Raw genomic sequence first — 23,244 nt, forward strand, 5'->3', positions numbered from 1 at the left:
ATCTCTTTCTTCTATCCATCCTTTTATTATAGCAGACTTGGAGATGCGGTTCTAATGACGGATTATTTCTTCAAGCGCGTGATGATTTCGTTTGTGATTGCTTGTGTTTGATAAGCCCCGCCGATGTCTGCCGTTAAAAAGCCGTCTGCTGTGACTGATTCGATGATTTCGAGCAGGTGTGTACCCAGTTCTTCCTCACCGAAATGATCAAGCATGAGTTTAGCGGTCCAAATTTGACCGATTGGGTTGGCGATTCCTTTTCCTGCAATGTCTGGGGCTGATCCGTGTACAGGCTCAAACATGGATGGATATTTGCCATTCACATTGATGTTGGCGGCAGGCGCCACGCCAATACTTCCCATAATCGCAGCCCCAAGATCAGTTAAAATATCGCCAAATAAATTGCTGGCAACAATCACATCGAATTTCTCTGGTCTTGTCACAAAGAAGGCTGAGAGCGCATCAATGTGCTGCGAGTCTGCTGTCACCTCTGGATAATCCTTTGCTACGTCTTGAAACACTTCATCCCAAAATGGCATTGTATGAACGATTCCATTCGATTTGGTTGCACTTGTCACATGCTTTCGTCTTTTTTCTGCTAATTGAAAAGCAAAGCGCATGGCTCGCTCTGTCCCTTTTCTGGAGAAAACAGCATTTTGAATGGCAAGCTGATCTTCCCCTTGATAGATGCGGCCCCCGATTTCACTATATTCACCTTCACCGTTTTCTCTTACAACAAGAAGATCGAAATCCTTTGGCTGAGCAAGCGGGGAGCGAATACCGCTCAGCTGTTTTGCAGGTCTAACGTTAATCACCTGCTCAAATTCACGTCTAATTTTAATCAGCAATCCCCAAAGCGATACATGATCCGGCACTAAATTGGCATCTCCGACTGCCCCTAAGAAAATGCTGTCAAAGGCTTTCAGTTGTTCCAATCCATCCTTTGGCATCATTTCGCCATGCTCTAAATAATATTCACAGCTCCACGGAAAATCCTGAAAGGTGAAAGACAGACCGCCATGCACATCTGATACCGCTTTCAAAACTCGGATGGCTTCAGGTACAACTTCCTTTCCAACCCCGTCTCCTGGTATTGCTGCAATTGAAACATGCTTCATTGATTTTTCCCCCTTCGTCATCGGTCGACCGTCGACCATTTAATTCGAGTTTACTAGAGAGTGTCTGTTCTTACAATGGATAAAAGACGCTTTTTTGATCAAAGCGCCTTTTTATCCTGCATCAGCACACGGGGCTTCTGTTTCTTTTTTCCCGTACTTTTTTTATCTGAAAGCAGCAAGCCTCCTAAGGTCAGTGCCGTTCCAAGCGCAGACATGAGGGTCAATCTCTCGTGAAGAACGATTATTGAAATGACCATCGTAATAATGGGCACTCCATAAATATACACACTTGATTTCACCACACCGATCGTCTTCACGGAAAAGCTCCATGTCAGAAAACAAATAGCAGATGCAAAGACGCCTAAAAACAGCAAGTGGAAGGCAAACGATGGATTCGTCAATCGTTCCCAGTCTAAACGAATTTTAAAATGCCAGATCAGTGGAATCATCCATAGCAGTCCATAAAAGAAGACACGCCTTGTTACCTGAATGATATGGTAGCCATATTGGTTGATCATCTTCGATAAAATGGAATAAAATGCCCAGACGATGGTAGCCATAAATGCTAAAGCATCACCGAGCGGATTCAATTGGAACGTCGTCATCCCATTAAAGCTAATCAGTACAATTCCCATCATCGCGATGAAAAAGCCTATGAAAAATCGGCTGTGCAGCGGCTCATCTTTTAATAAAAAATAAGACAATAGAAAAGAGAAAAAAGGGACAACGGAGCTGATGACACCTGCATTCGAAGCGAACGTATAGGTAAGTGCAACATTTTCTAAAAAATAGTATAAGACCACACCGCATAACCCTGCGAGCGCAAACATCCCTTCATGCTTTCTACGCTGCACCTTCATGGTGACTGGATAAATGATCATCAGGGTAAGGTACCCAAGGAAAAAACGAAAAAATAAAATCTCTGTTGGAGAAAAAGCCGTTAATAATATTTTGGTTGATATAAAGGTAGATCCCCATAAAAAAATGGTGAACATGGCTGCTAGATGACCAAGAAGCTGTTTATTTTTCATTTTGCTGTTACCTGCTTTTCAAAAATTTGCTGATACTGCCCTGGCGTAAGCCCAATAAATTCCGAAAAGAAATGAGTCAAATGACTTTGATCAGAAAATCCAGCGGCAGCAGCTACATCTATTGGCTTCATTCCTTGGGCGAGAAGCTCCTTCGCATAGTTCACCCTGATTGTCTGTAAATAACGATACGGCGTAATTCCTCTGAACTTTGTAAAAGCACGCAGCAATGAATATTTGTTCATGGACACGAGCTCACCTAAGTCATCTAACGATATATTTTCCGTGAGATGTGTTTCAATATATTGCTGTACGTCTTGGACTTTTTGTTCATTGGCATTGGCATTGGCTGCTGATGCTTTTTCCTCTGGTGTATCAGAATAGGTTTCGATCAACTGCTTCATCAAAAAGTAAAAGGCTTCCTGTTTATTCAAAGCAGGAGCTTCTTCTGTAATCATTTGATGAAGATCATATAATTGCTTTGCTAGTTCACTTTGTGAAACCACAGGGGCTTTAAAATGCGGCTTGTGCTGAAAGATCTTCTCCAGCAACTCTGGTTCAATATTTAAGCTGCGATAATCTAGCGGCTTGTGATCAAATTGTTCACATCCGTGATTATCGTACGGATTGAAAAGAAGGATATCTCCTTTTCCAATGATGTATTCTTGATTTTGGCAGAACATACGTCTTTGACCGCCTTCAATAAATCCAATCACATAGTATGTATGAAAATGTTTTGGGAACTTTTTGATGATGGCATGAAAGCGATACGCCTCTATTTGCAAGTCCTGGTCAAAATGGACTGTTCGTTCCTCTAATGTTCTCATGTCGATCCCCTCTTTTCACTGAACTCATCATTAGTGTAGCACACCCTTTTTCTCTTGGATTGTACGATATTGACTTTTCGATACAGGCTTGCCTAGAGGGAAAAACTTGGATAACATGAGACAAAAGATGATGTACAAAAGAGGGAATGATGGGATGAATTCATTCGAGATGGAAAGACCAATACCGTATCACATGCAATTTTATGAACAGCTGAAGCAAATGATTTTTGATGGCCAGTTTCAACCAGGGGAGCGCATCAATGAGACACAGCTTGCCAAGCAATTTGGCGTAAGCCGATCACCGGTAAGAGAGGCCATGAGGCTGTTAGAGAAAGACGAGCTTTTAATCGCGGATCATCGCTCAGGCTATTCCGTCTATACGTTAACAGAAAAAGATGTTGAGGAGCTTTATCAAATTCGGGCGGCCTTAGAAACACTTGCTGTTGAGCTTGCCTGTAAGGAAGCCTCGCAAAGAGAAATGGCTGAAATTGAGCAGGTTCTCACGCAGGCAGGCGAAGCGATCAAGCAGCAGCTGCCATCTAAAGAGATCGTCCAGTTACATGAAGCCTTTCACCAAAAAATCATTTTAGCGAGTCACAATGACCGTTTATCCAAACAATTGAATCACGTGAATGCACTCATTCACTATTGCCGCATCTTCCATTTTAGCGGCGGGGCTCGTGCTGAAACCATTCAAAGGGAGCATGCAGCCATCTATTCTGAAATAAAAGAGCGCCGCTCCACAGAAGCGGTTCAAGCAATGAGGGAGCATTTATTACATGATGTCATGCACTTAAAGCAAGTACTCTCTAAAACAAACAAAGAGTAAAGGACTTTTCCCATTTTTTAAGCATTCCATGAACATATTTTGAATTTTTCGTAGATTTCAGCATGTCCAGACGATCTTTCGTTTATATTAGAAGATGAGAAACTAGCTTTTATACAGGAGGATTTGTATATGCATACAAGTATTAGCCGTCTTCGACAGGCGGGTTTTATTGAGGGTATGTCTCTTTTAACCCTTCTTTTAATTGCCATGCCTCTAAAATATTTTGCGGATATTCCGATGGCAGTCACTATTGTAGGCTCTCTTCATGGCGCATTGTTTGTCATCTATATGCTTATTTTGGCATATGTGACTTTTAAAGTTCGCTGGCATTTGAAATGGTCCATCGCTGGTTTTTTTGCGGCTTTCATTCCTTTCGGTAACTTCGCCTACGATAAGGTGCTCCGCCAATATGATACAAAAGCTTAATCAAAAAGGGCTAAAACGACATTCGTTTTAGCCCTTAGTCTTCACGCTGAAGCGTCCTGATAAAGGAACGCTTTTTTATATTGATGCATATTTCACAATGGCTGCTCGACGCGTCATGTCGTGATACGCCACCCATAATTCATCACCAGGCAAGACGCTAGTGATTGGATCGATTGGCTGTTTCACTTCATACATCATGCCATTTCTCTCAACCTGAATGATCGCTAACGGCAGATTGCCGATGACGCCCGCAAATTCAACATTGGTCACTTTTGCACTTCCTTGTTTCTCTTGCATGAGACCCATTTCTCTATCCAGCTCTTCTTTCTTTGTCTGGATCGTGATTTGAGTGCCCGCTGCGACCTGCATATGATCAGGGATAAACTGGCTAACCGTTTTTGTGATGGACTCATCTCCGTTTGAAACCGTCACATCAAGCTGAATAGGCTTTTGTTCATGGATGGCCATTGGATATTGCTTCACACGCTGGATCGTTCCTGTTAACGTCACATCTTTACCCGATCGATTCCGCACTTCATGGCCATAGGCTGCCATTTTGAGCTGGCCGTTGATGTCGACGAGATCGGCTTTTTCTCCTGTTGTAAATTCAAAACCAGCGGCTTGAATCATTGGAATGATATACGTTTTCTGATCCAATTCAAATGTGAGTGATAAGACAGTACCTCGTCCTACGGTTCCATATGATTCTATATTTCTTAAAACAGCGCCTTTGATGAACTTTGGCTGACTTGGCTGCGAGAAGTCACCTTCTTTTAAGAGCATTGCCTTTTTCTTCTTCGGATCATAGTGAATGACAATACGCTGTCCCGGCTGCGGTATCTGGGTGTAGGATACAACCGTTTTAACCGTCTTTTCTATGCGCTGCCCTTCATATTCAAATTGAAGCCGCATGCTGACAACTGGCTGTTCGTTAATGTAGGTGCCCGTTTCTTTAACAGACACAATATTGGCTTCTAATGTGACACTGTCCTTTATCTTGTTTCTCCTCACCAGTCTTAAAATCGGCGGCAGGAAGATCGCTAGCACAAATAATAATAGCGGGATCAAGATCCATATCGCCCAGTTAAGAATGAGCGGTCCGCCCTTCATTACATATTGCGTAAAGGTATCAACAGACGTTTGGTGGGCTGGACTGGCGTTTTCAATTGAGATGACCTTTTGCAAAGGAAATTCCTTTAGCTCTTTGCTTTTCGTCTCAAAAGCACCCGTTAATTGATTGTCAAATGAATAATAGAGCCAGTCGCTCTTCACATTTTTATTGAAAGAGAGCCCTTCTTTTTGTAAAGATTCATATGAAAACGACTGCAAAAGCTTGCTGGCAGACGTCGCCTTATTCGTGCGATGATTATAAATATAACCAGTCAGTTTGCCTTTTGCTTCGTCCTTTGCTGTCGAGCCTGCCAGAAGAACTTCTTCTTCATTAAGCTGGTACACATTCGTTTGGTAAATTGGCTTTGGTGTTGGAACGACTTCTTCAAGCCTTCCCTCTGCATTCACTTTCCTTGCCCTTTTTGGATATTCCGATTCCACGGCGACAGCAAAGTTTTGTGATGATCCAATCGTTTTTTGCAGCCGCTGCTCAACTGTATCTTCTACAAGGCTAAACGGTTCAGCGTTTTTGGAGACATAAACCCCAAGCTGATGCTTCTCGTTTGAGATTCCGCTGACATACGCCTTCTGATCATTTTTCAAAGTTACTTCAAATATAGGAATTGGCGTCTGCCCTCTAAAAGAATTCATGACGACATCGATGGAAACGGGTCTTGCTGGCAGCTTTAGGTCGTTCAGATTGTGCACATGAAACTGACCATTCTTCAACTCACCGATGACCGCAGCAGCGCCTTCCATTTCTCCTGTAAATACGAGCCGTCCATTCCATTGGTATGTATTCGTTTTTAAAAATGAGGGAATCTGCAGGTTATTTTGAACGAGCTCTTTCTTTTTTCCGCTTGGTGTTAGTTTCTCGATCAACAGCTTTCCGTCTTTATTTTTTAAAGCCAGTAAGAGATTGTTTCCTTGAATGGATGGCAGCATTTCATGAAACGTATCACTTTCTGTGGTCCATTCACTGATTCTTTTTCCTGATTGAGGATCATACATTGCAAAATGGAGCTGCTGGTCTTTTGATACAGCACTCACCACTCGTTTTCCTTCATCAAAAGTAAACATTCCTTTGACGTCATACTCTGTTACTTTCCCATCTGATAAATCATCTTGGTAATGGTTCCACACCAAGACACTGAGAATGATTGCTGGAATAAAGAAGACAATATATCTGAGGAAGATGACTGGTACTCTTTTCACTTGATCGCTTCCTTTCATGAGGTTCCTTTCACTTATACGTCAGTACAGCGAAAATGTTTCATGCTAGAAGAATACCATCAAAGCCTCTAAAATCCATATTTTACAAACTTTGTTGTTTACGATAAAATCCAATCAGATTCAAAAAAGGAGTTATCTCATTGGATAAGCTATCATCAATCATTCTAGCAGCTTGGCTGCGTGTCCCTCGCTGGTTCAAGCAATGGGTACTCGTATCCATTTCCATTTTCTTTTTTTATATGTGTTTTGTAAAGGGGCTGCTGACTAGCTGGCACACCTTGCCGCCTGTCACTTTGCTCTCATGTGTGATTGGTTCCTTCATCATTTGGCTGATGTGGCTTAAGGGTCAAAAAAAGAAGTGAAAAGAGGACAATGATGAAAAAATTGATTCTATATTTTGCGATCTCTTTTGTGCTGCAATTCGTTTGGTTTGGTCTTGTGCACCCAAATAGAGGCGTGACAATGCTGGACATGTTCATGTTTTCTATTTTGTTTGCGGTCATGTTCTTTTTTATTGAGCGGATTTGGCAGTATCAGAAGAAAGGACGAAGTAAATGATCATGAAGCTCGCTTTATTCACTCTGATTATTTGTGCATTTATCGGTCTGCTGTTAATGTCAAACCCTTTTGGGGCGGACGCTATGCGATTGGTTTGTATCTTCATCTTCCCTTTTCTTGGGCTTATTGGTTTCGGGTTCCTATTGTTTGCCCTAATGAAAAAGGCTGCCAAATAGATGGCAGCCTGTTCCTTACTCTTTTCATGCAAATAAATAATCAATGTTTAATCTCCGTTACGGAGTGTATGAATTAAGATTCGATCATATCAGTGTGTCATATGTGTTCCGAGTGAACCTACGTTTGAAAGTAAACGCCATGGAAGTTCTGGATAACAAGACAACGAAAGCCCTACCTCTCATTCGTCCTTACGGCTCCGAAGCCGTGCCAGTGTGAATTGTAAATCAAAACGTCTTTTTTCCATTCTTCCGCTTTTATAGGGGGGCGGGTGCAGAAGGAAAAGAATAAGTTTGTTCGCTTTGACAGCGTCTCGTTCTTATCAAGTAGAAGCTCTATTGCTTCTCATTATGTCATAGAAAAAAGAAAGTTTACTTTCTTTATTTATTTGCTTATTTCAACACTAATATAAAACTATAACACATTCCCCCTGCTTACGCAAGTGTTAAAGTGATAATTCTGCTGGAGTACGGCTTCCTTCATTCATATAACGAATGGAGGTTGGCTCAATCTTCAGAATCACTAGATTCGGATCCTCTTTTCCTTTAAACCATTTCTCCATCTCATCAGACCAAAGACGGTCAATCAGTTCCGGATCGTCGGTTAATGTTGCGGTGCCTGCAATCTCTGCATACGTATCACCGAATCCTTCGCCTGAATATCCAATGAGAATATGAACTTTCGGATTTTTTTCAATTTCTTCTGCTTTATGTGTTTCTTTACTCGTTGGTGTATATAACGTCAAACCTTCATGAAAAAAAGTCATATAGCGGGTATGCGGCTTATCCTGTTCAACAGTCGCTAGTGTTCCCACCTTTTGTTCATCTAACAGGTTTAATACCTTTTGTTTTAATTCTTCTTGAGACATATCGTTTCACTCCTTCAAAATTTCATCCGTATGCTTAGGTTTCCACGACAGCCCATTCATTAAACAAAGAAATGTGTTTTTCATAAAAAGAGACCTTCTGGCTGATGCTATAGAAAACAGGTTCAATGAAGGGAGAAATTGAACATGCATCATGAAACGATGTTCCATTTGAGTTCACTTGTCATTGCGGCAGTTGTTGTAGGCATTATCGTATGGTCTGTCATATCTGTGCAGAAGAATCGCAAGAAATACTAAAAACACCGCCCAATCAAAGCTGGGCGGTGCCGCGGTAGATCATGTATTCATAAAGGAACCGCCATTGACATGAAGTGTTTGTCCTGTCATATAAGACGATTCGTCAGAAGCCAGCAGGACAAAGCAGCCGACATGCTCAACAGGCTGTCCTGGTCTTCCCATCGGAGTTTCTGCTCCGAAGCTTTCCACACTGTCTTCATCAAATGTAGATGGAATGAGCGGCGTCCAAATTGGACCTGGCGCTACACCGTTCACCCGAATCCCATCTTTCACAAGCGATTGTGCCATAGAACGCGTAAAGCCGTTAATGGCTCCTTTTGTCGCCGTATAATCAATCAGCACTGGGTTACCCCGATATGGGTTAATGGATGTTGTATTAATGATGGAGCTTCCCGGTTTTAAATAATCCAGAGCCTTTTTCGTAAAATAGAAATAGGAATAGAAGTTGGTTCTAAAGGTTTGATGAAGCTGTTCACTCGAAATATCTTGAATACGTTCTTGCGGATGCTGTTCAGCCGCATTATTTACTAAAATGTCTAATTGACCAAAGGCTTCAACTGTTTTTTCTACTGCTTTCTCACAAAAGGCTTCGTCACCGACATCTCCTGCAATCGTTAAGCATTTGACGCCTTCCTGTTCTACACATTTTTGCGTATCCTCTGCATCCTCATGTTCATTTAAATATACAATGGCGACATGTGCACCTTCCTTTGCATAGGCAACAGATACTGCCCGTCCAATTCCACTATCTCCGCCTGTAATCAGGGCCACTTTTCCTTTTAGCTTGCCAGAACCTTGATATGATTCATCCTCAAAGATCGGTGCTGGATTCATTTCTCTTTCACTGCCTGGCTGCTGATCCTGCGTTTGGCGCGGAATGCCATTTGTTAAATATTTACGTAAATCCATGTGTAAGCTCCTCCTTGATTTGTTGATGTATCCTTTCATTACCACCTCATTTTTTCACTCAAACATCATGAAGCTGTACTGATGTGTTCCCGAAAATCAGCATGTTTGAAGAGGAGGAAAATCGGTTACATGATCATCAAAAAGGAGCGTTCTCACATGCTGTCTACTATTTCGAAAACCTTTAGCAGACCAAAAGGCTGGCTCGGAAGTATTGCTGGGCTCATTATGGCAAATGAAAATAAAGCATTGAATCAGTGGGCCATCCGCCACTTAGATTTGACAGATGGTGAAAACATTCTGGAAATTGGCTATGGACCCGGCTACAGTATCAAACATATGCTCAAGCATTATCAAGATCTTCACATTGATGGGCTTGATGCTTCTTCCACCATGCAAGAGCAAGCACAGTCCCGCGTCAGCAAACGGGCAAAAGACAAACAGGTTCGTCTGTATGTCGGCAAAATCGAGAAAACACGTCTTCCCGGAGAGCAGTATGACAAAGTGCTGTCTGTTAACAATTTTACGATTTGGGATGATCCAAAAACGGGCTTACTCAATCTTTATCACACCTTGAAACCAGGCGGAACACTCGTTATTGTGATGCAACCAAGAGAAAAAGGAGCTGATACCAATCGGACAAAAGAGATGGGTGAAAACATATTAAATGACTTGCAGTTTGCAGGGTTTGACGAATTTTCTATTGAGTATGAAGAAATTCGCCCCACCCTTGCTGTCTGTGTCACAGCAAAAAAGCCGAGAAGCGACTAAGCTCTCGGCCTTTTTCTTACCACTTTGCCTCTTTGACAAATTGATAGAAAAGCTGATGTAATTTCTGTTCAATGTCTTCCTTTGTTCCTTGTCCATAAAGCGCCATGCTTTCTTCACTTTCAATGATGGATGAACTGATCAGGCTAAACATTTCTGATCCTTCCTTGCCCAGCTTTTGCGGTGCAAGCATCATGAGCATTCGTGACATCTGCTGCTGCCCGCCATCCATGCTTTTAACCTCGTATGCCTGATCAAGATCGTAAATATGAAAGATTGGTTCCTTGATGAATGTATGTTTTAAATGATAAAGAGCAAATTTAGTGCCAGGTATGCCTAAGCCGCCTTGCTGTTCACGTTCCAAAAGGCCGCCCGCTACATCATCCGCATGTATGATAAACCCTTCCTCTTCAAGCTGACGAAGCAGTTGCCTGATGGTGTCATCATGCTGCGGCATCGTCTTTCTTTTTTCGATGGTAAAATGGGACAAGATGCTGCGAATCACAAACATATAATTCGTCACCTGCTCTGCAACCGCCATCATATCAACAGTTTCTTGCACCAATTCTTTAGGAGATTCTTTTGTTCTTTTTTTCTCGATGATATAAGGAATCTTCCGTTTAATATGAGCCTTCACACGCATGGCATCATCCTCGTTTAAAAGGGGGCTGACCATAATGTAATCGATATGCTCATATGGAATCGGAACGGTCGAGACAATCATGTCATAGCTCGATGCATCGATTTCCTTTAGCTCCATCAAGGAGGATAGATCGAATTTGGCGATCTCCGGCAGTTCTTTTTTCAACCGGGAGGCGAGCATTTTAGATGAACCAATCCCGCTTGAGCAAACAACCAGCGCATGAATTTTTGTTTCTTCTTTTTTGATTTCAAGCACTGAGCCAAAGTGAAGCACAAGAAAGGCAATTTCATCCTCTGGAAATTCAATCTCTGGAAAGAAACGCTCGACTCCTTCTTCAATCGCCATAAACAGCAAAAAGTAGTCTTTTTTTATTTGTTGTGTGAGCGGATTATAGATTCTCATCTTTTCCTTTAGACGGTTCATGGCAGGCTCAAGATGAGACACGAGCCCCTCATACAATGAATCATTTTCATTGAGATGATAGCCGGTTTTATTTGAAATAAAATCAATGAGCTTTTTCGTTCTCAGCGCTATATCCAGCTCAATTTCATCAATACGGTATTCTGCCCCAAAGCTGCGATTTGCACTGCGTAGATGGATGGTCATATAACCGACCTCCGCTTCAGGAATTTCCACATTAAACATGCGTTCAAGTGCTCTTGCCATTCGAAGTGATGATTCAAATTCCTTCGTCCGCTTTAATTCCAGCAGCTCTTCCTCTTCCATTCGAATGGTTTCCCCAAGCTGAATACGTTCGATAGCATAGGTTAAGTGAACAACAAGTGCAATATAGGCACTATCAGATAAGGAGAGTGACAGTCGATCTTTCAAATGAAAGAGCAGCCTTTCTACCTTAAGCAGCTGCCCTCTGCTGACAACGCCAAACACCTTTTCCGTCGCTTTCGTTCGATGTTTGATATTCATTTCAATCGTTTCTAAAAATAATTGAATGTCGAGCCGGTCAACAATGAGATTGCCGACAATTTTCCGTTTTGCTTCCTCCGGCCCTTTTAATTCAATGCCGTACCCGCGCTTGCGGATAAGCTGCAAACCGTATGGAGCAATCCACTCCGTCAGTTCATCTAAATCATAGCTGATCGTCGCATTTGTTACCTGCAAGTCAGCTGCGAGTGTGTATAATTTCACCGGTTCCTTCGCTTCAAGTAGCGCACATAGGATTAAGAGTTTTCGTTCATCTGAACTATATTCGATTTGATCCTCATTTGACATATGAGCAAGAAGCCGCTGTTTATCCTCCTGTTCGCCGACTGCCTTCAAACCTTTCCCCGGCTGTTTATCTAATGAAAGATGATAATCTTTTAATATTGGTTTAATGGATTTTAGTTCTCTATGGATCGTTCTAGTACTCACCTGAACAGAATCGGCTATCTCACGAATGGTGACATAACGATTTTGCTGAATGATGTATTTAATGACTTTCTGTTCTCGTGCCGTTATGTACATGAAATGCCTCCTTCTGTATAAATAGGTCTATTGTCACACCTTAATATAAAACGCTTTCAATGAGCGATGCAATCTTAAGTTGATCTGAATTTGGCACAGCGGCTGTGACAAAATATAAACAAGGGATCATCAGACACTTCTCCAAAATGAAGGTCCATAATCCTTTTGATGAAATTGAACCTTTCGTTCTTGAAAAGGCAGTGAACCCCCGGCTTTTAAAGAATAAGTCGGATTGTATACTGGAGAGCCAAAGCAATAATCGATTGTGCCTTCTTCTGGACGGAACATGACGGTTCGCATCGTTCCAAACAGCTCATCATAATTGTGCACAGTCAGACCATCAGGATATTCTGTCTGGAACAGTTTCACAAGAGAATCACTTGATCGTTGCTCTTTTAAAGCTTCCATTAACATATCGTATCTGACAACAGAATGATGTTTGGTCATCCCTTTTGCTGTTTGAGCAGCTACCGGATGATTCGTTGCAGCAATATAACCTCTCTCCGGTTTTCTCACCCTTTTTTGACCATCAATGATTTCAATCACAGCCGCCTTTCCTTTTCGATCGGCAAGCATGATATGAACATTTGAGGCAACGGGCATTTCCTCGATAGAGCGAATGGCTTCCTCGACCGTTGAACAGGATTCCAGAACAGAGCGAATCACATGATACACCTGCAAACCGGCGACTGCTGGAGGCTTTAAACCGGGTTCATTGCCAACCGGCGGACCGCAAGCAGAGAAAGTCACTGCAAGACCATGCTCATTCATTCCATCAGATCTGCCAAACAACAGCAGCGACGAGCCTGTATGATATGCCGAGCCTTTCACATGTGTCGTCACAAGACGCATATCATCAAAAATCGGAGAGAAATCATAGTTACGCAGCATGACCGTTTGTTGGCCTGCCGCCATATTCCCTTGCCTCACACAGTGGGAACAGCCTGGCTGAAGATGAGATGAATAGAAAATGGTCAAATAACGCTCATCTAATTGCATTTCATCACATAACCCAGCAATCTCTTCATCTAATTGAGGAAGAAAGGGACGGATCAGCTGCTTCGTTTCTTTCACAGCCTGTTGTGTTACCGGTTCTGTTCGAATATATTGTGTCTTTAGCAACGGGTTCTCCTTAAGCCAGACAGCCTGCTGTTTTCCTACTTCATAAGCCGTTCCTGTCATCTTTTGAAAAAACGCACTGATTTCCTCCATGCCTGTACACCTCTTTCACCTTCGTTTCTTTTATCATATCGAAACCGTCATATATTGAAAAAGATGAAAAAAACTGCAATCCCACGGATTACAGCTGTTTACAGTATGCTTTAAACAATGCTTCTGCCATCGCTTCATACCCCTTAGGATTCGGGTGAAATTGATCAATCGATAAGTAGGCTCTTTCATGTCCTTCAAACGCCCGGTACACATCCACAACTTCTACATGTGGATTCGCAGCAAGCAAACGAAGCTGTTGATTATATTGCTGAAGCCACCGCCCGGCTATTGGTATTTCTGGAAATGGGTTATATAAATTCATGAAATACACGTAGTAGGGCTGATGCTGTCCTCTTTTAATTTGAGCAATTTCTTGAATCATCTTGCTAAAATTCGCCTGACAATGTATGACTGCTTGCAGCAGTTTCTTTTCATCTTCACCTTCTTCATACTGCTGAACAGCTTGAACAAGGTCATTCCCACAGCCTGTGATGGTGATGATGTCAGCTGCCGCAATCGCACGTCTCACCTCTGACCGTTTGAAGAGCTGTAAAATCTGCTCAGTCGTTAACCCTGATTTTGCAAATACGGACAGCTCGACCGGTGCATGCGTCTTTTTTTCAAGCATCCACCAAAACCGCTGAACAAATCCTCCGCCAAATAAACGTGCCCCCACCCCAACTGTTAAGGAATCTCCAATCGCAACATAGGATCGTCCCACTCTTATCCCTCACTCTCTCCTGCCTTCTCTTATATATACGAATTCGAAGAACAGATGCTTGTAGCAGATGACTTAGGGGCATTCATTTTTTTTTGAGATGCAGCGCCTTTACAAACTCTTTACTTGCGGTATCGAACGATTTTTTGTTCAATAAGAGTAGGCTTTTTGCGCTGAAAACTGCGTGTTTACGCGTTCCAGAAAAATTTACAAACTTTTTATCTTGATTTCGAGACTTTATACCTTGACTTCAAACTACATTGTGATTACAATGAAAATATCAGTTTTCATGTAACTGTGCTTGTTACATCTTTTTCATAGCATTCCAATATGATTAAAGATGCCACATATTCAGTGTACCTTTGGGATACGCTAAAAAAATAACCGAAACAGAAAGGATTGAATGAACATGGCAAAAGTTTTATACATCACTGCACATCCGCATGATGAAACAGTTTCTTACAGTATGGCTACTGCTAAGGCATTTATCGAATCTTATAAGGAAGCAAATCCAAGTGACGAGGTTGTACATATCGATTTGTACAAAGAAAACATCCCTCACATTGATGCAGATGTATTCGCTGGCTGGGGCAAACTTCAATCTGGCGCTGGTTTCGATACACTTTCAGCTGAAGAGCAAGCGAAAGTTGCTCGTCTAAACGAATTAAGTGATCAATTCGTTTCTGCTGACAAATATGTATTTGTTTCACCACTTTGGAACTTCTCATTCCCACCAGTTCTTAAAGCATACATCGACTCTGTTGCTGTAGCTGGTAAAACATTCAAATACACTGAGCAAGGTCCTGTTGGATTATTAACAGACAAAAAAGCTCTTCACATCCAAGCACGTGGCGGATACTACTCTGAAGGTCCTGCTGCTGAACTTGAAGCAGGTCACCGTTACCTTGGTACAATCGCTAACTTCTTCGGAATTCCTTCTTTCGAAGGTCTTATCGTTGAAGGTCACAATGCTGAGCCTGCGAAAGCAGAGCAAATTAAAGCAGATGCAATCGAACGTGCGAAAGCTTTAGGAAAAACTTTCTAATAACTGCACGCAAAAAGCCAATGATCTTTACGGTCATTGGCTTTTTATTTGTTCAGAAAAACCTAATTCTCTCGAAATATCACTGGCGGCTTTTTTCACCTGTTGAATTAAGTAAGGTAAGCGTTCTTTTTGATAGCCTGCTTCAAATCCTGCAATGCTAATACCTGCTGCCACTTCCCCCAGATGATTGAAAATAGGAGCTCCAATCGCAGCTGTATAGTTTTCAAGCTCAGAATAGCTTAGCGTATATCCCCGCGCATTTGATTCTTCCAGCATGTTTCTTAGAACCTCTTTATCTGTGATGGTCCCAATCCCGATCTTCCCCAGCTCTATTGAGTCAATATAGGCAAGTCTCTCGCTCTCTGGCAAAAAGGAGAGAATACTTCTCGCACAGGCACCCGCATATAGGGGAGACCGTCTGCCAACGGCGGTGTAGAGACGAACAGGCTGCGTACCTTCAATCTTTTCCACGTAAATGGCTTCGTCGCCCTCACGAACAATGAGCTGTACAGCTTCTCCTACTTCATCCCGTAAGCTTTCCATAAATGGTCTTGCAATCCTTCGAATATCAAGGCGGTCCGCCACAAGCTGACCGTATTCAAGGAACATTAATCCTAATCGATACACACCTGTTTCTTGCTTTTCTAACAGTCCCATATCGGCTAAAGAGCTCGCCATACGATGGACAGATGTTTTCGGCATACCGGAAAGCTCGATCATTTCATTTAATGTTAATTGATCGTGAGCGATAAACAGCCGCAAAATCTCCATTGATTTCACAACCGTTTTATTTGTGTTTTGCATCTTCTTCACCTTTTCTAAACGAGAATGCTTCCAGCTTGATTCTTGCGGCCAGCTCCCTCAGTTCTGCTTCTTGCTTAAATAACGCCTGCTCTGCATCCCGATGATCTATTTGTTCAAAATACAGCTTTGCCCCAGGCATCGCCTGTGCAATAAGCGGCAAATCAACAGTCGCTACTTCTCCAATACGCGGGTATCCGCCTGTCGTCTGCCGATCTGCCAGCAGAATAATCGGCTGGCCATCGGGTGGAATTTGAATAGATCCAAAGGCGACAGCTTCTGAGATCAATTCCAGCTTTTCTTTTAAATGAACCGGCTCTCCCTTTAGCCGGCAGCCCATGCGATCTGATTGAGGTGTGACCTGATAAGACTGCTCAAAAAACGCGGTTTGAGATGTTTCTTGAAAATGAGAAAGATGCCTGCCTGCCAGCACACGAATCACTGGTGATTTCCGCAGCGGTAAAAAATGATCATGACTCACTGTCCAATCGGGTGCGCCATATCCCGCCTGATTCACTTTATTTTTTAGCCTATCAAACAAATGATCCGCTACGATAGACGGCTCTCCAATGGATAGAACGTCACCTTTTTCAAGCGGTCGTCCTTTCAGTCCACCGATCCCTGCTCTGACATAGGTGCTTTTGCTCTGCATGACTGGTTCCACATCAAATCCACCTGCCACAGCAAGATAAACGCGGCAGCCTCTCTTACAAAGACCAAAGGTGATCGTGCTTCCTGATCGGACAAAGAGCGGCTTCCATAATGGTGCCCGCTCTCCATCAATATCAATCTCAACATCAGCACCAGTGACGGCGATGAGCTGATCCCTCTCAAATGTGAGCACAGGCCCCGGCCCCATCAACGTCACTTCCAGCACGGCTTCATTTTCTTGGTTGCCAGTGAGAATGTTGGCGATTCTAAGTGAGAGCGGGTCCATGCCGCCGCTCGTTAAGACGCCATACTTTTGATAGCCTTGCCGCCCTTTATCTTGAATGGTTGTGTAGATCCCTGGCTTGATGACATGAATACTCAACGTTCTGCCTCCTTCATGCTGAAAAATTCCTTTTCAGACATTTGGACAAATCTGACCTCGTCCCCTGCTTTTAATAAACTCGGAATTTCCTCGTCTGGGCGAAAAAGCGGCAGCGGGGTTTGTCCAATGAGCTGCCAGCCCCCGGGTGTGGAAATTGGATAAACGCCTGTCTGCTTTCCTGCAATACCAACAGAGCCTTTTGGAATGGACATCCTTGGTGTTTCTCTGCGTGGTGCTGCGATCTTTTCAGACAGCCCGCCTAAAAACGGAAACCCTGGGGCAAATCCAACCATATAGACAAGGTACGTACCGGCAGTGTGAATACGCACGACTTCCTCTGGCGTTAAACCATTGATACGGGCAACCTCTTCTAAATCAGGGCCCAGCGCTCCCCCGTAACAGACTGGAATGTCAACGATGCGTCGCTTCACCTGAACTTCATCTTGCCATTTGTCTTCAAGAAGTTGTTCAATATAGCCTTTGACCCATTCATACGGAGACAGGTCATGTGTTTGAAGCTGGGCCGATTGATGAACGGTATAAGGCTCGTAAAAAACAGTCACGTTTGTAAAGGCTTGAACTGCTTCTACATACCCTTCAAATGGGTGCTGTTCAATACATGCAAACAGCTGCTCAACCCGTGCATGAATCTCCTCACGTATGTCAGCTCCAGCTTGGATGACGATCGCTGCATCTCCCAGCGGGTGGTAGGTGATAGAATCTTTTATCGTTGAAAAAGCCACTTGAGGACACCTCTCTTTCTACAGTACACCGAGCTTTTGATCTCTTCGATCTGTGATGAACATATGCCCAGGTGCATGAGTAATCGCAATGTCGGGTTTTGTATGCATGACAATGGCTTGCGGCGTCACACCACATGCCCAAAACACCGGGACCTCTCCTTCTTTGATCACAGATGGTTCTCCAAAGTCAGGCTGATTCACATCGGAAATGCCAATCACCGCTGGGTCCCCTATATGGATCGGACCGCCATGGACTGATGGAAATCGAGATGTCACTTGAACACTTCTTGTGACTTGATGCGCCGGAATGGGTCTCATGCTGACCACCATCGGGCCGTGAAAGACTCCTGCTTTTTCACAAGCTATATTCGTTTGATACATGGGTACGTTATGACCGTCTTCAATATGGCGGACAGGAATGTCATTCAGCATAAGCGCGTGCTCAAACGTAAAACTGCATCCAATGAGAAAGGCAACCATATCACCCTCCCAATAAGCAGTGATATCTGTAACCTCTTCTTCAAGAATCCCTTTTCGGTAAATACGGTACTTAGGAAAGTCCGTACGAATATCCGCTTGAGGCGCCGACCGTCTTGGCACTGGATCACCTGGGTCCAGTACATCAAGCAAGGGACATGCAGCCGGATTCCGCTGACAAAACAAAAGAAAATCAAAGGCAAGTTCCTTTTTGACAATCATTAAATTGGCTTGAGCAAACCCTTCTGCAAAGCCAGCCGTTGGTCCTGTGATCTTTTTTTCGCGAATCAATTCTCTCATCTGTGATGGCTCATATGTTTGATAAGTATTCATCTGGATCAGCTCCATAGTTTAGGGATTTCATTCATGATGGTATAGCCGCCCATCATCGCCATAATGACCACAACAAATGCACCAGTCACTGTCAAAAAGAATGGATGACGATAATCTCCAACAATGTCTTTCTTATACGCCGCAACGAGTAAAGTGCCAAGGGCGAGCGGCAAAATCAATGCATTGATTGCTCCAACTAATATCAAGATGTTCACAGGTCTTCCGATCGTGATAAAACAAAGGGTTGAAAGAGCAATAAAACCAATGATAATGCCACGCTGGTTTTGCTCAATTTTTGGTGAGAAGGTTTTGAAGAAAGAAACAGATGTGTATGCTGCTCCAATGACAGACGTAATCGCCGCAGCCCACATAATAATCCCGAACATTTTATAGCCGATATTTCCTGAAGCTAATTGAAAAACAGAGGCAGGCGGGTTGGATGGATCAATCTGCAAGCCTTTTGAAACAACCCCTAATACGGCAAGAAAGAGTGCTACACGCATGACAGATGTAATTAAAACACCGAAAATAGAGCTTTTCGTCACTTGCGGCAGTGCTTCCTTCCCCTTAATACCTGCATCCAGCAAGCGATGCCCGCCAGCAAAGACGATATAGCCGCCTACCGTTCCGCCCACAAGTGTCACAATGGATAAAATATCAATCGTCTCTGGGACAAATGTTCTCACGGCCGCTTCTCCAACTGGCGGCGCTGTTGAAATCGCCACATACAGCATCAGGCCAATCATGACAAAACCAGCTGCCTGTGTGAAACGATCCATCGCTTTCCCAGCCTCTTTGATCACAAAGATAAGAATGGCAATCACAGCACTGATCCCTGCGCCGATTCGCGGATCGACTCCGAAGATCACCTGGAAACCGAGACCAGCTCCAGCGATATTTCCGATGTTAAAGGCAAGTCCTCCAATGACAATCAAAAAGGCCAGCACATAGCCGAGACCCGGGAGCACCATATTTGCGATATCCTGACCTCGTTTTTCTGACACGGCAATGATGCGCCATACATTTGTTTGTGCAAAAATATCTAATAAAATTGAGATCAAAATGACAAATCCAAAGCTAGCCGCAAGCTGCTGTGTGAAGACGGTTGTTTGTGTTAAAAATCCCGGTCCGATCGCGGACGTCGCCATTAAAAAGGCTGCGCCCATCAGCATAGACCGATTCCCCTTTGGTGCCTTCATTTGTTTGACTTTCTCTGTTTTCATGCTGTTTCCCCCTTTGATGACGATTTTTATTGAAAGGCCTTCAGATGGATGCCGGCTTCTTTTAGCTTTGCTGTAATGATCTTCGCAAATTGAAGCGCATGACTGCCGTCTCCGTGAATGCAAACCGTATCTGCTTTGAGCTCGATATCTTCTCCTTGAACTGTACGAACCCTGCCTTCTCGCACCATACGAACAACCTGCTGGACGGCCCGTTCATCCTCTTTAATGAGTGCATGTGGTTCGCGGCGCGATGTCAGCGTCCCGTCTGTTTGATACGTCCGATCAGAAAAAACTTCATGTGCCACTTGCAGACCTATTCGTTCACCTGCTAACGCAAGTTCACTGCCTGACAGACCAAATAACACAAGGTTTGGGTCCACATCATATACAGCCTGCGCAATCGATTCAGATAATTCATTATTTTTAGCTGCCATGTTGTAGAGGGCGCCGTGTGGTTTGACATGCTGCATCGTGCCGCCCTCGGCCTTGAGAAAGGCTGATAGAGCGCCAATTTGATAGATGACAAGATCATAGGCTTCCTCTGCGGAGATAGCCATTGGACGTCTGCCAAAGCCGACCAAATCTTGCAAACCTGGATGTGCACCAATTTTAACCCCTTTATCCAGTGCCATTCTAACTGTCTTTCTCATGACCGTTGGATCTCCTGCATGAAAACCGCAAGCAATGTTGGCTGAGGTGACATATTCTAAGATTTGTTCATCTGCACCGATTGTGTATTGACCAAAGCTTTCTCCCAAATCACAGTTGATATCCACTTGATACATAGAACCCCTCCTTGTTGTTCCGAAATACGGAATATAAAGTCCGAATATTCGAATTTATATTGATTATACCAACTTTGGATAGACTGCACATGAAATTGGCAGAAAACATAACAATAGAACTAGGAGAAAACAAAAAAAGCGAGAGGCAAAATCCTCTCACTTTTTCTGTAATGATATGCACCTTATTTAGACAGCACCCAATGTTGGATGGCTTTTGCCACGCCGTGTTCTGTATTAGGCGCTGTAATCCAATCAGCGGCCTCTTTCACCACTTCCTGCGCATTTCCCATGGCAATGCCTAATCCAGCTTCTTGAATCATGGCTATATCATTGAGGCTGTCGCCAAGTGACATGACGTTGTCCATCGTACAGCCAATGCGTTCTGCTACTTTTGCAAGAGCTGCCGCTTTGTTAATGCCGGCTGCATTCACTTCGATATTCGTTGGACTTGAGTTTGTGATCTCTAGATGCTTATTTGTTTTCAATGTATTGAGTACTTCCTCACGAACGTCATCATCATGAATATCAAAGCCAAATTTCAGCCATTCATGGTCATGAATTCGTTCAGGGAATTCACCTCTCCACACCTTATCCACAGTCGAAGCCCAGTAATCGGTTTCGTACCTATTTTTTAAATCCCACATCATTTGGACGTGATCAGGATGCAGCAGATCTCGTTCGATCAGCTGGAAGTTTGAATCCCAGATTTCACTTCCGTTTGCTGTCACAAGGTAAGACGATAACTTGAGCGGCTCAACCAGCTCTCGGCATGTCATCAGTGTCCGCCCTGTGCTAATGACCACATGGACCCCTTTTGCTTCAGCCTCTTTAATGGCTTGTTTATTTTCCTCTGGAATGATGTGCTCACTGTTTAACAGCGTGCCATCCATATCAATGGCAATCAATCGGATGTCTTTCTTATGAGCTTGTGTTGACAAATTGAGTACCCCACTTTGTATCGATTTTTGAAACTATCTTTATTTTAATATAAAGATGAAGCTGGCACAAAGGGACGAGTTTGATCCCATAGAAAAAAGACCTTGTGACAGGTCTTTTCACATGTGCTTAGCGTTCACACGCAATGCCGTCTTTATCGCGGTCAAGCCGCATATTTTTTTGATAAAGTGCTTTTGATACATAAGGCTTGTACTTTGTTTTTCCGCCTTTGTTTTTCGTGTTTTTGCTTTTTGCTACGCCGCCTTTATATACTTTGTTCAGCGCTTTGCAGTTTTTGTAAGACTTGACCGTTTTTGCATCTGCTGTGTGGGTGTCGACTTGTGTAAAGCTTAGTAAAAGACCTAAAGACAAGACAGCCACCATGATTTTTTTCAACATGTAAAATCCCCCTATTTTTTCTAATTTTACATTTTTATCATATGTCACCACTTTTTGTTTTTCAAGACTATCGAGCTAATTATTTTGATTTTTTTGTAATGAAATACATCTTATATCCTATATGGTACAATGAGTGGGAAACCTTTCCGTTTTTGACACGTATATGAAGAGAGGAGCTTTTCACATGAAAATGAAATATACCATTCTATATGTAAACGATGTGGAGGCGAGTATTCATTTCTATCAGCATGTACTTGGTTTCCCAATAAAATTGAGGGTTGAATCCTATGTTGAGTTTGACACTGGAGACGTGACGTTATCGATTAATTCACGACAGGATGTCAAAGAAGCACTCGGATTGCCTGTCCCTGAAGCAAATCAAGCGTCTCACACGTTTGAGATTGGCTTTGTTGTGGATGATGTGGAGCAAACGATTGCATCAATGAAGGAAAAAGGGGTTCCAATCATCAAAGAACCTGCAAAAAAACCATGGGGTCAAACGGTCGCTTATGTGTCTGATCCTGATGGTCATTTCATTGAAATATGTGATGCGGTCTCCTAATTGTCTTTGAAGGGAGTGAACCAGAATGAGAAAAAAACATGCCTTTTTCGCCGGTGTTTGCTCAATGATTGTGATTTACAGCGCCGCTATGCTGTTGCAGCACCTTGAATGGATTGGGTTTGTCAGCGGCGGGATTTCTATTATTGGGGTCGTGATGTCTGGGGTGCTAATGGGTGCTTGGACAAGTGGAGAAGAGACACGAGCAGCCTATCATTCTGAAACAAAAGAATACCGCATGTGGCGCCTTGATACGGCTTTTCTTGTGATGATTTTTGCACTTCCACACATGGCTGCTTCGGTCTTTTATGTTTTAATGTAAACACTTGTTAAAAGGAGTTCGCAATATGGCTGTTTTTATTCTATTCATTGTATTTGGCTTTCCTATTATCTCTGTGCTGATTGGCATTTTGGGCACGCTCTTTTTGAAGAATGTTTGGATGCCTACTTTGATTGTGCTGTTAGCGAGCATGATCTTCATGTTCACCTCTATTGGCGGGAATGTATCTTTTCTCATTTGGGTCATCGTCTACACCGTCTTTACGTTCCTTACTGGATGGATCACAAAGCGGCTCAGCGTGTAGACAAACCCTCGCATTCGGTGTCAGGTCTGCATGCCGGTGCTCACGAATGTCAAATTCGCTCCGCGCCGGTACTCGTCCTTCCTAGACTTCAAAGGTTTTCTATCACGCTGAAAAAAAGAAGACAAAGGGCTAAAATAAAGATCATTTTAGCCCTTTGTCAACAATTTGAAAGAACAGTTTCCACTGTTC

26 protein-coding genes are annotated in these 23,244 nt (G+C 43.1%); 9 read left to right on the top strand and 17 right to left on the bottom strand.

The genetic code is table 11. The features are described 5' to 3' along the window. Nucleotides 1-62: 62 nt before the first annotated feature. The 3 genes from AWT60_RS04155 to AWT60_RS04165 all read right to left on the bottom strand — a co-directional run bounded on the left by AWT60_RS04155 (nt 63) and on the right by AWT60_RS04165 (nt 2,973). Nucleotides 63-1,118 (bottom strand): tartrate dehydrogenase, encoded by a 1,056-nt coding sequence (locus AWT60_RS04155; protein ID WP_135032882.1) that lies wholly within the window; start codon nt 1,116-1,118, stop codon nt 63-65. A gap of 98 nt (nt 1,119-1,216) precedes the next feature. After that, nucleotides 1,217-2,149, bottom strand: coding sequence for a DMT family transporter (locus AWT60_RS04160; protein WP_218676928.1), 933 nt, complete (start codon nt 2,147-2,149; stop codon nt 1,217-1,219). Then, nucleotides 2,146-2,973, bottom strand: a complete 828-nt coding sequence (locus tag AWT60_RS04165; protein ID WP_041089152.1) for an AraC family ligand binding domain-containing protein — start codon at nt 2,971-2,973, stop codon at nt 2,146-2,148. The genes AWT60_RS04160 and AWT60_RS04165 overlap by 4 nt, the downstream gene beginning before the upstream one ends. Before the next feature lie 154 nt (nt 2,974-3,127). Between AWT60_RS04165 and AWT60_RS04170 the strand changes: the two genes are divergently transcribed. After that, nucleotides 3,128-3,802 carry a GntR family transcriptional regulator gene (locus AWT60_RS04170; RefSeq protein WP_218676929.1) on the top strand — a complete coding sequence of 225 codons (675 nt, stop codon included), beginning with the start codon at nt 3,128-3,130 and terminating at the stop codon, nt 3,800-3,802. A gap of 129 nt (nt 3,803-3,931) precedes the next feature. Continuing rightward, nucleotides 3,932-4,228 (top strand): DUF3817 domain-containing protein, encoded by a 297-nt coding sequence (locus tag AWT60_RS04175; protein ID WP_008347156.1) that lies wholly within the window; start codon nt 3,932-3,934, stop codon nt 4,226-4,228. A 75-nt stretch (nt 4,229-4,303) separates the two neighbouring features. Here AWT60_RS04175 and AWT60_RS04180 read toward each other — a convergent pair whose 3' ends face one another. After that, the gene (locus AWT60_RS04180) at nt 4,304-6,553 is read right to left on the bottom strand and encodes a hypothetical protein (RefSeq protein ID WP_226015163.1); all 2,250 of its coding nucleotides are present in this window, start codon (nt 6,551-6,553) and stop codon (nt 4,304-4,306) included. A gap of 158 nt (nt 6,554-6,711) precedes the next feature. Between AWT60_RS04180 and AWT60_RS04185 the strand changes: the two genes are divergently transcribed. Together AWT60_RS04185 and AWT60_RS04190 are read left to right on the top strand one after the other, a co-directional pair. Further along, nucleotides 6,712-6,933, top strand: a complete 222-nt coding sequence (locus AWT60_RS04185) for a hypothetical protein (RefSeq protein ID WP_076840754.1) — start codon at nt 6,712-6,714, stop codon at nt 6,931-6,933. 13 nt (nt 6,934-6,946) lie between these two features. Then, nucleotides 6,947-7,129, top strand: a complete 183-nt coding sequence (locus AWT60_RS04190) for a hypothetical protein (RefSeq protein WP_041106487.1) — start codon at nt 6,947-6,949, stop codon at nt 7,127-7,129. A gap of 619 nt (nt 7,130-7,748) precedes the next feature. On the opposite strand, the gene AWT60_RS04195 is transcribed toward AWT60_RS04190, so the two are convergent. Both AWT60_RS04195 and AWT60_RS04200 read right to left on the bottom strand, forming a co-directional pair. Beyond that, nucleotides 7,749-8,171, bottom strand: a complete 423-nt coding sequence (locus tag AWT60_RS04195) for a pyridoxamine 5'-phosphate oxidase family protein (RefSeq protein WP_076840753.1) — start codon at nt 8,169-8,171, stop codon at nt 7,749-7,751. A 294-nt stretch (nt 8,172-8,465) separates the two neighbouring features. Then, a complete protein-coding gene (locus tag AWT60_RS04200) occupies nt 8,466-9,335 on the bottom strand; it encodes an SDR family oxidoreductase (protein WP_218676931.1) in 870 nt (289 codons plus the stop codon). Between the two features lie 129 nt (nt 9,336-9,464). Between AWT60_RS04200 and AWT60_RS04205 the strand changes: the two genes are divergently transcribed. Continuing rightward, nucleotides 9,465-10,103 carry a class I SAM-dependent methyltransferase gene (locus AWT60_RS04205; protein WP_226015161.1) on the top strand — a complete coding sequence of 213 codons (639 nt, stop codon included), beginning with the start codon at nt 9,465-9,467 and terminating at the stop codon, nt 10,101-10,103. Nucleotides 10,104-10,119: 16 nt separating this feature from the next. On the opposite strand, the gene AWT60_RS04210 is transcribed toward AWT60_RS04205, so the two are convergent. The 3 genes from AWT60_RS04210 to AWT60_RS04220 form a co-directional block, all read right to left on the bottom strand. Further along, on the bottom strand, nt 10,120-12,207 hold the full coding sequence (locus AWT60_RS04210) for a BglG family transcription antiterminator (RefSeq protein ID WP_076840751.1): 2,088 nt from the start codon (nt 12,205-12,207) through the stop codon (nt 10,120-10,122). A gap of 129 nt (nt 12,208-12,336) precedes the next feature. Beyond that, entirely contained in the window at nt 12,337-13,419 is a 1,083-nt protein-coding gene (locus AWT60_RS04215) for a C45 family autoproteolytic acyltransferase/hydrolase (RefSeq protein WP_218676932.1), read from the bottom strand. Between the two features lie 88 nt (nt 13,420-13,507). After that, nucleotides 13,508-14,140, bottom strand: a complete 633-nt coding sequence (locus AWT60_RS04220) for a GDSL-type esterase/lipase family protein (protein ID WP_076840749.1) — start codon at nt 14,138-14,140, stop codon at nt 13,508-13,510. Between the two features lie 406 nt (nt 14,141-14,546). Between AWT60_RS04220 and AWT60_RS04225 the strand changes: the two genes are divergently transcribed. After that, nucleotides 14,547-15,182 carry an FMN-dependent NADH-azoreductase gene (locus tag AWT60_RS04225; protein ID WP_024425558.1) on the top strand — a complete coding sequence of 212 codons (636 nt, stop codon included), beginning with the start codon at nt 14,547-14,549 and terminating at the stop codon, nt 15,180-15,182. A 33-nt stretch (nt 15,183-15,215) separates the two neighbouring features. Here AWT60_RS04225 and AWT60_RS04230 read toward each other — a convergent pair whose 3' ends face one another. From AWT60_RS04230 to AWT60_RS04265, 8 genes are all read right to left on the bottom strand, one after another. Further along, nucleotides 15,216-15,986: an IclR family transcriptional regulator gene (locus tag AWT60_RS04230; protein ID WP_076840748.1), complete on the bottom strand. Its 771-nt coding sequence runs from the start codon at nt 15,984-15,986 to the stop codon at nt 15,216-15,218. Continuing rightward, entirely contained in the window at nt 15,970-17,016 is a 1,047-nt protein-coding gene (locus tag AWT60_RS04235; RefSeq protein ID WP_076840747.1) for a 5-oxoprolinase subunit C family protein, read from the bottom strand. The genes AWT60_RS04230 and AWT60_RS04235 overlap by 17 nt, the downstream gene beginning before the upstream one ends. Then, nucleotides 17,013-17,759 carry a 5-oxoprolinase subunit PxpB gene (gene pxpB, locus AWT60_RS04240; protein ID WP_075622361.1) on the bottom strand — a complete coding sequence of 249 codons (747 nt, stop codon included), beginning with the start codon at nt 17,757-17,759 and terminating at the stop codon, nt 17,013-17,015. Before pxpB ends, AWT60_RS04235 begins: the two co-directional genes overlap by 4 nt. Before the next feature lie 18 nt (nt 17,760-17,777). Beyond that, the gene (locus AWT60_RS04245) at nt 17,778-18,569 is read right to left on the bottom strand and encodes a putative hydro-lyase (protein WP_076840746.1); all 792 of its coding nucleotides are present in this window, start codon (nt 18,567-18,569) and stop codon (nt 17,778-17,780) included. 5 nt (nt 18,570-18,574) lie between these two features. Then, on the bottom strand, nt 18,575-19,792 hold the full coding sequence (locus tag AWT60_RS04250; protein WP_076840745.1) for an NRAMP family divalent metal transporter: 1,218 nt from the start codon (nt 19,790-19,792) through the stop codon (nt 18,575-18,577). 26 nt (nt 19,793-19,818) lie between these two features. Further along, entirely contained in the window at nt 19,819-20,577 is a 759-nt protein-coding gene (locus tag AWT60_RS04255) for a LamB/YcsF family protein (protein WP_218676933.1), read from the bottom strand. A 182-nt stretch (nt 20,578-20,759) separates the two neighbouring features. Continuing rightward, nucleotides 20,760-21,515, bottom strand: coding sequence for a Cof-type HAD-IIB family hydrolase (locus AWT60_RS04260; protein ID WP_041106513.1), 756 nt, complete (start codon nt 21,513-21,515; stop codon nt 20,760-20,762). Between the two features lie 127 nt (nt 21,516-21,642). After that, on the bottom strand, nt 21,643-21,912 hold the full coding sequence (locus tag AWT60_RS04265) for an excalibur calcium-binding domain-containing protein (protein ID WP_080769491.1): 270 nt from the start codon (nt 21,910-21,912) through the stop codon (nt 21,643-21,645). Between the two features lie 184 nt (nt 21,913-22,096). Between AWT60_RS04265 and AWT60_RS04270 the strand changes: the two genes are divergently transcribed. From AWT60_RS04270 to AWT60_RS04280, 3 genes are read left to right on the top strand one after another with little or no spacing between them, the layout of a single operon-like run. Continuing rightward, nucleotides 22,097-22,474: a VOC family protein gene (locus AWT60_RS04270; protein WP_095357097.1), complete on the top strand. Its 378-nt coding sequence runs from the start codon at nt 22,097-22,099 to the stop codon at nt 22,472-22,474. Nucleotides 22,475-22,499: 25 nt separating this feature from the next. Then, nucleotides 22,500-22,793, top strand: coding sequence for a DUF5316 family protein (locus AWT60_RS04275; RefSeq protein WP_218676934.1), 294 nt, complete (start codon nt 22,500-22,502; stop codon nt 22,791-22,793). A gap of 25 nt (nt 22,794-22,818) precedes the next feature. Further along, complete coding sequence (locus tag AWT60_RS04280; RefSeq protein WP_218676935.1) at nt 22,819-23,055, top strand: DUF2651 family protein; 237 nt, start codon at nt 22,819-22,821, stop codon at nt 23,053-23,055. Nucleotides 23,056-23,244: the final 189 nt, after the last annotated feature.

Source organism: Bacillus sp. F2HM (assembly GCF_019266135.1).
GTDB lineage: Bacteria > Bacillota > Bacilli > Bacillales > Bacillaceae > Bacillus > Bacillus safensis.

Excerpts from the sequence above, each read along its gene's own strand:
- AWT60_RS04155 (WP_135032882.1), bottom strand. The coding sequence starts at position 1,118 with ATGAAGCATGTTTCAATTGCAGCAATACCAGGAGACGGGGTTGGAAAG.
- AWT60_RS04160 (WP_218676928.1), bottom strand. The coding sequence starts at position 2,149 with ATGAAAAATAAACAGCTTCTTGGTCATCTAGCAGCCATGTTCACCATT.
- AWT60_RS04165 (WP_041089152.1), bottom strand. The coding sequence starts at position 2,973 with ATGAGAACATTAGAGGAACGAACAGTCCATTTTGACCAGGACTTGCAA.
- AWT60_RS04170 (WP_218676929.1), top strand. The coding sequence starts at position 3,128 with ATGAATTCATTCGAGATGGAAAGACCAATACCGTATCACATGCAATTT.
- AWT60_RS04175 (WP_008347156.1), top strand. The coding sequence starts at position 3,932 with ATGCATACAAGTATTAGCCGTCTTCGACAGGCGGGTTTTATTGAGGGT.
- AWT60_RS04190 (WP_041106487.1), top strand. The coding sequence starts at position 6,947 with ATGAAAAAATTGATTCTATATTTTGCGATCTCTTTTGTGCTGCAATTC.
- AWT60_RS04195 (WP_076840753.1), bottom strand. The coding sequence starts at position 8,171 with ATGTCTCAAGAAGAATTAAAACAAAAGGTATTAAACCTGTTAGATGAA.
- AWT60_RS04200 (WP_218676931.1), bottom strand. The coding sequence starts at position 9,335 with ATGGATTTACGTAAATATTTAACAAATGGCATTCCGCGCCAAACGCAG.
- AWT60_RS04205 (WP_226015161.1), top strand. The coding sequence starts at position 9,465 with ATGATCATCAAAAAGGAGCGTTCTCACATGCTGTCTACTATTTCGAAA.
- AWT60_RS04210 (WP_076840751.1), bottom strand. The coding sequence starts at position 12,207 with ATGTACATAACGGCACGAGAACAGAAAGTCATTAAATACATCATTCAG.
- AWT60_RS04215 (WP_218676932.1), bottom strand. The coding sequence starts at position 13,419 with ATGGAGGAAATCAGTGCGTTTTTTCAAAAGATGACAGGAACGGCTTAT.
- AWT60_RS04225 (WP_024425558.1), top strand. The coding sequence starts at position 14,547 with ATGGCAAAAGTTTTATACATCACTGCACATCCGCATGATGAAACAGTT.
- AWT60_RS04230 (WP_076840748.1), bottom strand. The coding sequence starts at position 15,986 with ATGCAAAACACAAATAAAACGGTTGTGAAATCAATGGAGATTTTGCGG.
- AWT60_RS04245 (WP_076840746.1), bottom strand. The coding sequence starts at position 18,569 with ATGAATACTTATCAAACATATGAGCCATCACAGATGAGAGAATTGATT.
- AWT60_RS04250 (WP_076840745.1), bottom strand. The coding sequence starts at position 19,792 with ATGAAAACAGAGAAAGTCAAACAAATGAAGGCACCAAAGGGGAATCGG.
- AWT60_RS04255 (WP_218676933.1), bottom strand. The coding sequence starts at position 20,577 with ATGTATCAAGTGGATATCAACTGTGATTTGGGAGAAAGCTTTGGTCAA.
- AWT60_RS04265 (WP_080769491.1), bottom strand. The coding sequence starts at position 21,912 with ATGTTGAAAAAAATCATGGTGGCTGTCTTGTCTTTAGGTCTTTTACTA.
- AWT60_RS04270 (WP_095357097.1), top strand. The coding sequence starts at position 22,097 with ATGAAAATGAAATATACCATTCTATATGTAAACGATGTGGAGGCGAGT.
- AWT60_RS04275 (WP_218676934.1), top strand. The coding sequence starts at position 22,500 with ATGAGAAAAAAACATGCCTTTTTCGCCGGTGTTTGCTCAATGATTGTG.
- AWT60_RS04280 (WP_218676935.1), top strand. The coding sequence starts at position 22,819 with ATGGCTGTTTTTATTCTATTCATTGTATTTGGCTTTCCTATTATCTCT.